Raw genomic sequence first — 13,833 nt, 5'->3', positions numbered from 1 at the left:
ATCAGCCAAGAATCGCCGAAAATTTCCTTGCTGCCGTTTCAGATTGTACTTACTATACGACGTCTGAGGGGGGGTGCGAGGAATTGCGGGACCCAAGTAGGGCATGCGGGGGGCATTGCCTGTTTTTGGCTCCATCTCACAAACGTGGCGAGACGCCGATGAATTCAAAGCTTTTGCTGCGGGAACTATTCGCCGCCGGTGTGGCATGGCTGGGCATGGCTGCGGCGTCACAGGCAGGCATCATTGGCGTGAACTTCGAAGGCGGCGGCAACAATGTCGGCGCGGTGAGCCTGGCGCCGACCGATTCTGCCGGCGTAATCCTCCAGACGAATTTCAATAACGAAACCGGCGGTTCCGGGAGCAATCTCGTGCTGAACGACGGCACGGGCACGCCAACCACCGCCGAGTTGACGTTTGCAGGAGCGGGCACCTACACGGTCGGCCAAGCCAGCCCCGTCGGGGGCGATCAAGAACTCAACGACGGATTTGTCTACGGCAATACGACGATCAACATCACGAATATTCCATATGCCCAATACGACGTGTATGTCTATGAACTGAACGATGCGTCAGGCCGTGTGGAACAGACGTATATCAACGGCAACACAGCCACCAGTGTTTACGGTCAGGCCGCCGGCGCTCAAGACGCCAACCATGACAGGGGAACGGCCAACACCTATTTGTACACGCAGAGCGTCGACACGACGGGATCTGGGACGCCCGGTGGTGATTACGCGTTGTTTACCGGCCTGACAAGCCCCTCGCTGACGATCTTCGACACGGCAACGGCCAACGGCTACGTGAATGGCTTCCAAATCGTGGCGGTCCCGGAACCTGCCTCGATCGTGTTGTTCGGCTCGGACGCCGTCGGCTTATTCGTCCTCGCCCGTCGCCGGAAGGCGTTATAACCGGCAAATTGTGGATAACAGGCTGATCGGCTAATCTTCGTGTCGGCATCTTCCTCTTCCATGTGGGCGACGGGATGCGTTCAAATCCAACGTTTAGGCTTGCCGCGCCATCGCCGGTGCGTTTGGACCTTCCAATAGATGCTAGGCCGCCACGTTGAGCCGGCTCGGTTTGGCTGCGCCTAAGGCTCGGCCGAAAAATGACTTCGCCGCGGCGATCGGATTCTGCTCGCGCCGCGATATGGCTGAATTTCCCGTCGGCTTCCGACGCGTTGCGAATCGCAAAACCGTCGACCGTGTGGATGGAATAAGCGGCAGCATCCGAAAGCGAGATTGCGGTTGCCGACCGCTCAACTTTTCTTCTTTTTCTTTGGCACTTTCGCGCCTTTTTTCCGTGCTTTGGAAAGTCCGATTGCGATGGCTTGCTTCTTGCTTTTGGCTTTCTTGCCAGATTTGCCGCTATGCTGCGTCCCCTTTTTCTTTTTGTGCAGGGCCTTTTTAACCTCGGCGCCGGCCTTCTTGCCATATTTAGCCATTGGTCTGCCTTTCAAAAATTCAGAAATCAGGCTCCTACAAATCCCAAACCGGCCCGCAGGCCGATTACCCTCAATACATAGCAATACATAGCAATAATCGCGCCAAGCCGGGTCGGACGTTTAGACCCGCGCAGGCACAGCACGCCGGGATGTGTTAGGCGATCAAGATGCGATCGGCCTGATTGACAATCGCTCCGGCAAAGACGAGTATAGAATTCCGCCGGAAGCCGTACGATTACCGGCGCTAGATTGTGTCGCCGCTCAGCGTTGACCGTGAGCGGTGCTCGGTATCTTGCAATTCGGAATTTGGCCCAGGGAATCCGCCATGGCAGTTCAAGAAATCGATGAAAAATTGGTCGACGGCCTGAAGCAGGCCAAGGGAAAACGGTTGTACTTCGCCCTCGTGCTGAAAGGTGGCACCGACGGCGCCCTGATGATCGGCAAACAAAAAATTCCCCCGGCCGAGATCGCCGACGCCAAGAAACGGACCGGTGGCTCGGCTCTTATCACCGGCGCCTGTTTCGGCGAAGACGGTAAGTTGGTGTTCGAGGTCGCCAAGCTGCCGGCGGCTACCGTGGCCAACGCCGTGAAAAACATCGCCAAGCATTGCGCCGGCCAGTCCGTCAATCCCGAATTCCGCCTGAGCACGAATCCGGATGTGGTGGGCGAAGGCGCACAGCCCCCCACGCAAACCGGGTCCGTAGCGACCGACGCCAAAAACGAGTCGGCCTCCAAGGGCCCGCTCGGGCCATTGCCCGACACGCAGAAGTATGAAGCCGCGTTGCAAACGTGGGAAGAGGCCGCCGCCGCGGCGATGTCGTCGGTCGATAAGCTTGTCAGTTCGCTGGAGGCGACCGGCGACGATCTGGCGTTGGGGATTTCTGGAATCATTCAACAAGCGCAAGCCGATTTCCCCGACACCGTCGACGACGCGCTGACGGGGCTTGTTGCCGCCGCGAAGGCCGGCCGGGCTCCCGAAGCGGAGATGGGTCGCAACAAGTCGGAAATCGCCATCAAGGCCGCCCTGGCCTATCTGGGCAACAACGCCAAGACGTTCGACGGCTGCGAGAACAACCCTTTCGGCGTGGCCGTGCAAATCCGCGCCCCGCTGACCGAGGCGCTCAAGCAAGTGCTGATTGCCGTCAAGAAGTAGTCGGACGCCGGTTGCAAAGCTCGCGGCTTTGCGGGGCATGCTGGTCTTCGCTATTTCGCGAAATTGAAATCGTGCCGAAGCGGTGTGCCCGCGGCGCCGCATGTCCTCCGCACTCTCCAATCGCTCCCGATAAGGAACCCGATCATGGCCACCGACCAAAAGCAACCGCAGAAAGACACGAAGGTCGATCCCTCGGTCATGCTCGAGTGGAACAACAAGTTTTACGGTCTCGATCCGCGGATGGCTCGCAAACTGCGTTTCGAGACCGACGAAGCGCTTAAGCGAAAACCGCGGGCCTTGCCGCGCAAAGTGGCTCCATATCCGCCGCTTTCGAGTTGGGAACAGCAAATCGGCGACGTGAAAAAGCTGCCCGGCGATCAGCGTGCCGGTGCCTACGCCAAGATCTACGAGTCGCTGCGTTCGACCACGCAGTTTCTGAAGGACGCCAAGAATCTCACCCCTGAGCGGCAAAAATTCGAGCAGGAAGTGCTGACGAAGGCGGTGCAAAAGCTGCGCGTGGCTTCGACGGAGGACCTGAAGCCGAAAGACGATCAGCCGCTGCCGGGACAAAGTGGGTCGAAAGACAAGCAGCCGGTGAAATCGAACGACGAGCGAAAGAAAGCGATTACCGCCCGGCTCGAGGCGATCAAGGAAGATCTCAAACGCGCCGAGAAGGCGCCGCAAGACACGGACGATTTGCAACGCGCCTTGGCCTCGCTGCACACCGCCAAGCAAACCTTGGCCGGCGCGATGCAAGGCGCCGACTACGATTTGGCCGAATCGGAAATCGCTAAAGTCGAGATCCTCAGCTCGAAGCTCGCGGTCGCCGAATCCAGCAAACGCGTCGGCGAAATGGAAAACATCTTCAAGGCGTTCGCCGCCAACAAGACGCCGCAAAACGAGAAAAACAACGCCGCCATCCAATCCGCGATCGATGGGGCCAATCTTTCGGAGATCAAAGCCACGATCGACGGAACGATCACCCAGGAAGCCATCGATGGGCACGACGCCAATACGGATGGCGGAGCATCCAAACTCGCGGCCGTGACCGCCGCGATGAAGAATGTGTTGGCCGAGCAAGTAAAACTGAAGTCCGGCACCGGCACGATCGCCGGCCTTTCGACGGCCGTGACCGGTTTGCAAACGGCGGCACAGAAGTATCTGGCCGAACACAAGAACGCGCTCACCAAGGAAGGCAAGACGCGCGTCGCTGCCGCCGAAGACATGCTCACTCGGGCAAAGACGGTTTTGGAAACCGTCAAATCCGCCAACGATCAGGCGATTGCCGCGGCTCATGTGCTCAAGGCCGCCGCCGGCGACGGTCTTACCTACGAGATGATCGCCAAAGTCGACGAAATGCAACAATCATCGCCGCATCTCCTCCCGGCGACCAAGTCGATCTGCCAATTCCAAGTCTATGAAGCGAAGAAACGGCTCGATACGGCCGAAGATGCCAGGCTGCTGAAAATCTCGAAGCCGCTCGAAACCATGAATGGCAACGACCTGACCGGCAATATGATCGAGAACGTCGAAGAAGCGTTGGCGGCGGCGGAGAAGACTCGGACGCTCGACTCGGCGCTCAAGGCGCAGGTGCAAAACGCCGTAAAAACGGCCCGGCTGGCGCTGGCGGCCCAGATGCAAAAGGAACTGGCCGACCCGTCGCTCAGCGAAAAGGAAAAGATCGCGATCCGATTGCGCCGCGGCGGCGCGAAGCCGCCGAAGGGCAAGGGGGAATCCGACTCGTTCTTCGTCAATGGCCCCGATGGCAAGCCGACGCACATCTTCAAGCCGAAGGAAGGCGAGAACGTCAAGGAAGGCATGGTGGAAGGCGGCGGCGCATCACGCGAAATTTTGACCTCGAAATTCAACGATTTGATCAAGAATTCCACCGGGCTCGATTTCGGCGTGGCCCCCACCTCGGTTGCCCATCTGGAAAGCGATCAATTTTCCAAGGGCGAGCGCTCCAAGGCCAAAAAACGCGTCGGCGCGGTGCAAGGCGCCATTCCCAACGAAGGCAATATCTTGGAAATGGCCACCGAAGATCCGTCGAAACTGGCCCTGATCCCGGACGAAGACGTGCAGAAAATCGCCATCCTCGATTTCGTCAGCTTGCAGGCGGATCGAAACTGCGGAAATATCTTGATCCAGGATCAAGGCGGCCAAAAGAAACTAATGCCCATCGACGGGGGCTTCTCCTTCCCAACCCCCGAATTGTTCAAGACATTTTCGGGCGGGATGGCGTCCAACGGCCAGGTGGGCCCAAACCGCGCGCTGAAAGGGGCGGAAAACGCCGTCAGCCAACTTCCCCAATCGAACAAGCCCTTCACCCCGGCGATGCTCAAAGCCATCGCCGACATGAAGCCCGACCAGATCGTGGCTCAAATGAAGCAGGCCACGCTCGATTTGGAAAACGACGCTCCCGAACTCAACGGCACGGTCGATCCGCGATGCTTCGACGCCGTCGGCCGCTCGATCAAATTCTTGCAGAAGGCGGCCAAGCACCTGACTCCCGCGCAATTGACCTTGGTCTACGCCCTCGATTTCGCCACGATCTTGGACGCCAAGGATTCCGACCTCGATAGCTTGATGGACGAAATCGTCAAGACGGCCAAAGACAAGCCGGCCTTCGATGCGGAAATGACGAATCGCCAGCAAATTTATGACCAGCTAGGAGGCGACAAGGCCCTTCTGGCCGCCGGCTGGCCCGTCAATACGGATATTGCGTTGAAGCTCGACTTCAAACGCAAGATCGAGATTCTGCAAGATCCCGGCGCCAATCCGCCGCCCAAACCGCTCGTCCAGCAACCGCCGCAGCAGCAAGCGGTCCACCGAGACGAGCCGTCGGAAGATGCGGTTTATGAGCAATTGGGTGGCGACAAGGCGATCAAGGAAATGATCGCCGCCGGCGACAGTTCGGTGAAGCTGACCGGCTCCTTGGAACTGCGCATCAACGCGTTGAATAAATATAAAACGTACAAGGATGTGGGCGGCGACGCCATTTTCAACGAAATGCTGCAATCCGGCGATACGACGGTCGACACGAAATCCGATTTCTTCAGCCGGCACACTGCGATGACGACCTATCTCGATTTCAAAGCCGCGGGCGGCGACGCGGAACTCAATCGGCTTGCCGCGCGGAAAGACCCGCGAGTTCCAAAATGGAAGGCAAATAGTTCGAACGAGAAGCACCGCGCGCTGCGAGACTACAAAGTCCTCGAAAAAAATGGCGACGAACTCGATCGCCTCGGCGGGTTGGACAAATTTGCAGAGCTCAAGCTGAAATACTATGCCGGTGGCAGCCGGTTGCCGACTGTTCTTGCATTGCTCAAAGATTACGAAGCCTTCGAAGCGTTGGGGGGCGACAACAAATATCATTCCGTCGTTCGCCAATGGAAAGCCGATTCGTCGACCTTGTTCGAAGATCTCGACGCCAAGGGAAAGAAACTTCGCATCGCCATCGAACCCTTCACGCGCCTCAAGGGAGGCATCGAAGGAATCAACGAATTGGACAAGATGATCGAAATCATCAACGCCACCACATAAGTGGCCGGCCGATCCGTTTGACGGCCGTTGGCCGACGGCCGGACATCCGCCCTGCGTTAATAATGCTCGAAACTCGCCGATCGGCCCATTAGCCCGACGCGTCAGCAAGGAAATTTCTGACAGACGTCGCCCGGCTTCGCTGCGCTATATTCACCGGAGACGTTTGACGTGGCCCGGCGCCGTGTCCGAGCCTGAAAGGCTCATTCCCCCAGCCCAGCGGTGTAGCCGGGGAATGAGATGCAATGGTGTTGCCCGGCCCTGGTAGGGGCCGTTCACAATTTGCGCCGCTCGTTGAACGGCTCAGCGCCGATGGCTTCGTGCGGGCCGCCGACCCGGGCCGCCGCCCCTCGCGCGGCATTCACGTAAAATCCACTTCCAAGACTTGGTCCTAGTCGTGCGGGCAATCAAACTGAATGCGGTGGGACGAGCGGCAACATTCAATCCGAAAGAGCGGACAACGAATGAAATTTCAACGTGTTTTGCCAAGTTGGTTGATTGTGTGCACCGTGGCAATGGCGGGCCCGGCGAGGGCTGACGACGGCTTACCCGCAACAGGCGGCAGCCCGGACCGCTACAATGTCGTCTGGGATTCGCCGAGCAAAGACAGTCGGGGCTCGATGCCGATCGGCAACGGCGACATCGCGCTCAACGCTTGGGCCGAGAGCGACGGCGATTTGCTGTTCTATATCGCCAAGTCCGACGCCGTCAGCGAGAACAGCCAACTGCTCAAGCTGGGGCGCGTGCGCGTCAAGTTCAGCCCCAATCCGTTCGCCAAGGGCTTGCCGTTCAAACAGGAATTGCGGCTCGGCCATGGCGAAATCGCCATCGACGCCGGAAACGCTTCGCCGATCGACATCCGGCTGTGGGTCGACGCGAATCGGCCCGTAGTCGAACTCGACGCCAGCGGGCCGCAACCGTTCGAGATGCAGGCCAGCCTGGAATTATGGCGCAACGAACAAAAGCCGATCACGCTTGATGCCACGAGCAAGGAAATCAAGGATCGCTTCGAATTTCACGATGGCCACGTGCCGGTCGTGTTCGATCCGGACACAGTCTTGCCGCCGCACGGCAATCAGGTCGTCTGGTATCACCGCGATGTGCATTCGATCTATCCGGATGTGCTGAAGAATCAGCATCTCTCGCCGCTCTTGGCAAAATGCCCCGATCCGCTCGAGCATCGGACCTTCGGCGCCTGCATGAAAGGCGACGGGCTAATCGCGGCCGGCGACCGCTCGATCCGCTCCGCCGCGCCGGCCAAACACCAGCGCCTGTCGATTTCCGTGCTCACCGCCCAAACCGACACGCCGCAAGAATGGGTCGCGCAATTGCAAAAACTCACCGCCGCGACCGACGCCGTCGATTCCGATTCGGCGCGCAAAGCCCACGATCGCTGGTGGGAGGCATTCTGGAATCGAAGCTGGATCAACGTGGCGGGCTCGAAGGCCGCCGAAGCCGTGGCCCAAAGCTACGCCATCCAGCGATTCATGATCGCTTGCTGCGGCCGCGGCAATCTACCGATCAAGTTCAACGGGGCCTTGTTCACCGTCGACGAAACGCATGCCGGAAGAAAAGTAAACGCCGACTTTCGCGCCTGGGGAAGCAACTACTGGTTCCAAAACACGCGGCATCTCTACTGGCCCGCCGTGATGAGCGGCGATTGGGACATTTTGGCCCCTTGGTACAAGATGTATGTCGATGCGCTGCCCATGGCCACCGGCAAAACGTGGCTCTACTTTCATCATGCCGGCGCGTGCTTTCAGGAAACGATGTTTTTCTGGGGAACCGCCAACAATGGCGACTTCGGCTGGGACAACCCGGGCACGGAAGTGCGCAACGGCTATGTCCGCTGGTATTGGTCCGGCGGACTGGAGCTAACGGCCATGATGCTCGACGAATACGACACGACGCAAGATCGCGGTTTCGCCGCCAAAACGCTTTTGCCTCTGGCCGACGCCATCACCACCTTTTACGACCAGCACTGGCCGCGCGACGCGCACGGCAAGATCCACTTTGAGCCCGCCCAATCGCTGGAAACATGGCACGAAGCGGTCGATCCGCTGCCCGAAATCGCGGGCTTGCGATTCCTTTTGCCCCGGCTCATTGGGCTGCCGGAGGATCTGACCACGGCCGACGAGCGGGCGATGTGGCGGAAAACACTCGCCGATCTTCCGCCCATTCCCATCGGCCGGGCAGCCGATCTCAAGTTCGATAAGCCCGTTCTTCTTCCCGCGGTGAAATACGCGGGCAGGAGCAATCGAGAGAACACCGAGGAATATGCGATCTTTCCGTACCGGCTGTACGGCGTCGGATTCTCGGGCTTGGATCTGGCGATCGACACGTTCCATACCCGCCGGTTCCACGGCGATGTCTGCTGGGCGTGGGATGCGATCACCGCGGCGTGTCTCGGGCTGGCCGACGATGCGCAAAATCTCGTTACCCGAAAGTTCGTCGACTACGGCGGCCAGCGGTTCAAATGGTTTTGGAGCGGCGGCAACGATTGGATTCCCGACATGGACGACGGTGGCTCCGGCAGCACCGCCTTGCAGCGGATGTTGATGCAATGCAACGGCCGCCGCATTCTGCTGATTCCCGCCTGGCCGGCCGATTGGAACGCCGAATTCAAGCTACACGCGCCGTATCAAACCGTGGTCGAAGCCAAAGTCCGCAACGGCCACGTCGTCGATCTGCAAGTAACGCCCGCGGAGCGGAAAGCCGACGTCGTAATCGCCGGCTCAAAATAGCAGGCACACTCTAACTGGCAGCCATCGCAGCGCCGTCAGCCCAAGCAGGCCCGACGCTCAGTTCACAGGCGAAAACCGAACAGGAAAAACATGAGCCCGATTGAAGAGTGCAAGAAACTCAATTTCTTCCAAATCGCTTGTGTGGCTTTGGCGGTATGCTCGATGGCTGCCGGCGTGGGGGGATTGGTATTGAGCTTCCTCTATCTTGCCTCGTCGAGCATGGAGAATATCACTGCCGGCTCATCCGGATTCATTGCCGGGTCGGTTCTCATCGGCGCCGGCCTGGTCTCGCTCGCAATCGTCAGCCGTGGGTCGCACTGAACGACGAGGCGAAACGGCGATTCATTCGCCGTCCACGGGCCGACAAACGCGGCGGCGGCGGTCGCGCCGGATTTTGTCGGCCCGGATGCATGTGGCTTAACGACGATCGGCGGCGTGGTCCGCACCGGCGGCGCGTCGGTCGATGTCGCGCCGGACGTTGGCGCAGGCGTTGCCTGAGTCGTGCCCGGCAAATCGCCGGTAGCGGCCGGCGTGTTCGCGCCGTCGGCCGCGGCTTTGGCGGCTGCTTCGGCGGCCCGTTTGGCTTCGGCTTTCGCGATCTTGTCGGCGAGCGAATCGCGTCGCGGTTTAGTTTTTCGAATGTGGGCAGGAAAAAGTGTTTGCGCGTCGACGGCCGATTTGAACTCGGGCGGAGGTTCGAGTTGGCTGGCGTCGTAGATCTGGATGCCCACGTCCGCCCCGCCGTCTTGCGCGACTGAAATGGTCTTGCCGTCGCCCGAGATCGACATGCTCGAAGGAACGTATTTCGGATGCGCGGCCGTGATGGCGCCAATGGCCTCACCGGTTTGCGAATTGAAGAAGCAGACTTTTTCATAAACAGCAAAGGCGACGGTTTTGCTGTCGGCGGTGAACGCCGGCCAATTGCCGCCGATCGGGCTGATCACCACGGCCTTTCGCGACTTGAGCGTGCCCACGTCCCAAATCTCGATCATGTGTACGCTTTGCATCGCCATCGTGGCGCCGTCGGGCGAGATCGCGATGCTGTTGGGCATCTCGCGGCCCGCCATGTCCGCCGTGGCTGTCTCCTTGCCGGTCGCTAGATCGGTGGCATGCAGCGTTTTTCCCGCCACCCACTACAGCATTTTGCCATCGGGCGAAATCGTCGCCGCATGCAGAACAGCGTCGAATTGTTCTCGAGAAAAGATGACCTTATTGGCGGCCAGGTCCCAGACTCGAAGAAGTCCTTCCCAGCTTTTGCCGTCGTCGATGCCGGCGAAGGCGGCTTGGCTGGCGACCATGATCCTTCCATCGGAAGAAAAGCCAAACTCCCCGACGCCTCCTTTGACATTTTCAATGGTGCGCAGTTCTTTGCCGCTGAGCAGATTCCAAAGCCGAACTTGCAAAACTTCGCGAGGTGGCCCGGGCAGGCCGTTCACCATCACGGCGGCCGCGAGGATCCGCTGATTCGGGGCGACCGCCACCTCACCGATCACGTAGAGGTTGCCTTTGGTGAACGGGAATTTGCGCACCAGCCGACCGGTTACCGCGTCGAACCGGGCCAACGACAAATCCGCGTCTTTCGGATGACTGATGGCCCAGCCGTTTTGCCGTCGCGTGATATGACGGCCGAGCGCGCAGCGCCGTAGGCGACGGCGGAGGGAATTTTCAGCTTGAAATTGAGCGGTGGATCCGCCGCGCGAGCCGCGCTCGAAGACAAAACCAACAAGCATCCAATGAATGCAAACGCGATTGCGGTCCGACAACCTTTGCCCATGGCTTGATTCCGCGCGGCACGTGTTGGAAGAGTTTCCAATGCTCCCGATATTTACAGATCAAGCGATAAAACGATGCACCATTTGGCATATGGGTATGTGTTCCGGTCTCTTCCTAAAGCAAGTCGAAAGGGAAAATCGGTTCTACCGCCGTTCACACTAGCAGAGCCAGTGCCACACGGATCTCCTTTGTGTCTTGCAGTTTGGCCGCGATAAGAGAGAGCGTGAACTATCGGTTCGGCGTGCGACCTTTATCGTCCATTGCGCCAATCCATTCCGCAAAGGCATCGACCGCCAAAGGATCGAGCACGTTTCGTGCGAGCGGCGGCATGCGTTGCGTCGGCATCTGGCTCGTAAGACGCCGATAGAGCATCGAATGAGTCAGATCGCGCGGCCGCACGACTTGGCTGCCCGGAATATTCAATTCATTCCGCACCGGGGAGTGCACGATATCCGCCCGTTCCAACGGCGTTTCGAAGCGTGCGTCGAAGTTGGCGGAAGTGCCCCCCGGCCGATGACATTGCGCGCAATTTACATCCATGTACGAGCGAATCCGCAATTCCAGCGGCGCCGATTTATCGCTGAGGGCGACCAGTTTCGCAAACTTGCTGAGTTCATCCTCGCGCGGCGCGCCGTCGAACATTTGCAAATACGACCAGGTTCGAATCTGGTTGTCGATCCGTTGCGTGCCAGGATATTCGTAGCTCCGGTTCAACTGCCGCTGATTCACGCCCAGCGCGCGGCCGGCGTCCGAACGGTGACAAGACAGGCATTCCGATCGGCCTGGATAGTGCCACACCTGGTCGTGCCGAGTGCCCTCGCCACTGGCGACCGAGAGCGTTTCGTCGCGGCCGGCCTCCGCGACCAGATCCGCATCGCTTTGATCCGACCGCCAGCGATACGTGAAACCGAAGCTGCCGTTTTCGCTATCGTCGATAATCAGTAGCCGGGTTTCCAAGCGGCGCGGCGCGCCGGCGGCCTGCGCGAGCGAGAAATTCTTGACCAGGACGGTGCCGGCTGGAAATGCCCAGGCCCAGTTGTCCGAGAAGCGGATTCGTCGGTCGCCCGGCAGGCCAATCCAGCGCTGCTTTTCCGCGCCATCCGACCAGAGCGGCTGAATCACGTCGTAGGGAACAAACCCGGCCCGCGGCCGCAATTTCGCGAGGTCGGCAAACACGCCGGTGGCCGAGAGCGTGGCCGGCGGTTGCTCTTGCGACGAACTCGGCAGCTTCAGCCCATGCAGGGGCTCGCGATACGGCAGACCGAACGGCTTTTCTGCCCGGATCGCATACTCGACCGATTCATCCTGGCTATCCGCCAGCCCGGCGCGAAATGCCTGCACCCGTAGCTTTGCGGATGCTTTGAATTCGAGCGGCCCTGTGTACAGTGCCGACTTTTTGTTCGGCGCGCTGCCGTCCAGGGTGTAACGAATTTCCGCATTGGCGGTCGGCGAGCTTACGAGCGCCGTCACCGGGCCGGTGAACTTATTGCTGCTCGGCCGAATGACCGGCCGCGCGACCTTGGCCAAAATCTCAAACGGCTCGCTGGTCACCGGCGGCAACCCCTCGCGCGTCGCAATCAACGTATATCCCTTGCCGGCCCAGGCGATCGTCAGATCGGGAAAGCTGGCGACGCCATCCACCGTCGCCACCGTTTTATACGGATACGAGCGGCCATTGCGATGGAGCGCGAGTTGGATTCGGCCGTCGGCGAATGGCAGCAGTCGCCCTTTCGCATCCTGCAATCCGACCGTTACGGTCCGGGGTTGCAGCGCGCCGGGAAACGAATCGCGCGGTCCGTCGAGAAAAGCGAGCTGCGACGCCGGCACATCCTCTTCGCAGCGGATATGCCAAAGCGTGCCCTTCTCGCTGACCGTGTTGCCGTTGCCATTGCCCCGATTCAGGCAATAGAGGCTGCCGTCGGGCGCAAAAGCCAGATCGACCGGCCGGTCGAGATTGCTCGCGAACAGATGCACGGTCTTTTGCGGGTCGGCCGGGTCGAGCGTGCGAATCCAATTCGACATGTAATCCATGAAAAAGTACAAGCCTTGGTAGCGTTTGGGAAACTGTGTTTGCGGCGTGTTGCAAAACGCGCCGCCGGTGATGCAGCCGCCGATCCCGCCGTACGCGAAGATTGGATTCACGAATCGCGAGTCGTCGGTATAGCCCTCGCTCATGGGCCAACCGCCGTTGACTCCCGGCTTGATCTCGAAGATTGCCTCCTTCGCCGTCGTGCTGACGACGTTCAAATAGAATCGCCCGGTGCCCGGTTGAAACGAGCCTTTGAAGGGCTGTCGAAAGCCGTAGGCATAGATTGCTTGGTTTTTGCCTTGCGTTTGCTTGATGAGCGGATTGTCGGCCGGGATCGAGCCGTCGTCGTTGAGCCGCAGCACCTTGCCTTGCACGGTCGTGAGCCGCTGCGCCCCGTCGTTGAGCGTGACTTCGCCCGAGCCGACATACAATTTGCCGTCGGGGCCGAAACACATCGCTCCCCCGTTGTGGATATGCTCCGCCCGATCGGTTTCGAAAATCACCGATTCCTCGCCGGCACGATTTCTTTCGTTGATCGCGAAGCGGCTGATCCGATTCGAGCGGCCGAGTTTTCCTTCTCCGCGATTTTCCGGTCCGCGAACGGTGTAAAACAGATAGAGCCAACCGTTCTTCGCAAAATCGGGATGCAGGGCGATGCCGTCGAGGCCTTGCTCGTCGTCCGTTTCGACGTTCTTCAGCGTGACCGCCGGTTGGGCCAACAATCGATCGCGTTCGAGGACGCGCACCACGCCATGCTTTTCGGCAATAAACACCCGGCCATCCGGCGCGACGGCCAGCGCCGTGGCGTCGAGCCCTTCTGCCGCGAGCGAAGCATGAAAACCAGCCGGCACCTTCGGCGGCTCCGGCGCCCCAGCCGCGGCCGGATGCGCAAAACTCGCCAGCAAGAGAAATAGTCCAAGGCTCTTTGTCACAGGCAATCGCACGATGCCGCTCCAACAAAACGAGGTAGACGAAGCTTCCCGTCGCTATCCCCCCCGATTTCTATCCCGTCGCGAACGCTCGCCCAAATTCGCCTTCCGATTGGACACGAACGACCAACGAGCCACAAGACGAATTGCGAGCGTGGCGGCGGTGTGCAGTCCGCGGCCGAATATCCGGCAACGGCCGCGAGAATGGCAGCGGTCGAAAACTC

The 13,833-nt window shown here is 59.7% G+C and carries 8 protein-coding genes; 4 read left to right on the top strand and 4 right to left on the bottom strand.

Features of this window, described 5'->3' with window-relative positions; genetic code table 11:
* The first annotated feature begins 158 nt into the window (after positions 1-158).
* Complete coding sequence (locus VHX65_07600; GenBank protein ID HEX3998396.1) at positions 159-908, top strand: PEP-CTERM sorting domain-containing protein; 750 nt, start codon at positions 159-161, stop codon at positions 906-908.
* Between the two features lie 347 nt (positions 909-1,255).
* On the opposite strand, the gene VHX65_07595 is transcribed toward VHX65_07600, so the two are convergent.
* Entirely contained in the window at positions 1,256-1,441 is a 186-nt protein-coding gene (locus tag VHX65_07595) for a DUF6496 domain-containing protein (GenBank protein ID HEX3998395.1), read from the bottom strand.
* Positions 1,442-1,766: 325 nt separating this feature from the next.
* Between VHX65_07595 and VHX65_07590 the strand changes: the two genes are divergently transcribed.
* The 3 genes from VHX65_07590 (at position 1,767) to VHX65_07580 (ending at position 8,878) form a co-directional block, all read left to right on the top strand.
* The gene (locus VHX65_07590) at positions 1,767-2,594 is read left to right on the top strand and encodes a hypothetical protein (GenBank protein HEX3998394.1); all 828 of its coding nucleotides are present in this window, start codon (positions 1,767-1,769) and stop codon (positions 2,592-2,594) included.
* A 144-nt stretch (positions 2,595-2,738) separates the two neighbouring features.
* Positions 2,739-6,137 carry a hypothetical protein gene (locus VHX65_07585; protein ID HEX3998393.1) on the top strand — a complete coding sequence of 1,133 codons (3,399 nt, stop codon included), beginning with the start codon at positions 2,739-2,741 and terminating at the stop codon, positions 6,135-6,137.
* Between the two features lie 461 nt (positions 6,138-6,598).
* Positions 6,599-8,878, top strand: coding sequence for a DUF5703 domain-containing protein (locus tag VHX65_07580; GenBank protein HEX3998392.1), 2,280 nt, complete (start codon positions 6,599-6,601; stop codon positions 8,876-8,878).
* A 200-nt stretch (positions 8,879-9,078) separates the two neighbouring features.
* Here the strand turns inward: VHX65_07580 and VHX65_07575 are convergent, their stop codons facing one another.
* The 3 genes from VHX65_07575 to VHX65_07565 form a co-directional block, all read right to left on the bottom strand.
* On the bottom strand, positions 9,079-10,008 hold the full coding sequence (locus VHX65_07575; GenBank protein ID HEX3998391.1) for a WD40 repeat domain-containing protein: 930 nt from the start codon (positions 10,006-10,008) through the stop codon (positions 9,079-9,081).
* Positions 10,009-10,011: 3 nt separating this feature from the next.
* Positions 10,012-10,608 (bottom strand): WD40 repeat domain-containing protein, encoded by a 597-nt coding sequence (locus tag VHX65_07570; protein HEX3998390.1) that lies wholly within the window; start codon positions 10,606-10,608, stop codon positions 10,012-10,014.
* Between the two features lie 271 nt (positions 10,609-10,879).
* Complete coding sequence (locus VHX65_07565; protein HEX3998389.1) at positions 10,880-13,624, bottom strand: PQQ-dependent sugar dehydrogenase; 2,745 nt, start codon at positions 13,622-13,624, stop codon at positions 10,880-10,882.
* Positions 13,625-13,833: the final 209 nt, after the last annotated feature.

The organism is Pirellulales bacterium (assembly GCA_036267355.1).
In the GTDB taxonomy this organism is placed as follows: Bacteria; Planctomycetota; Planctomycetia; order Pirellulales; family DATAWG01; genus DATAWG01.
The sequence above is the reverse complement of the archived record's forward strand: the minus strand, read 5'-3'. Positions and strand labels throughout refer to the sequence as shown.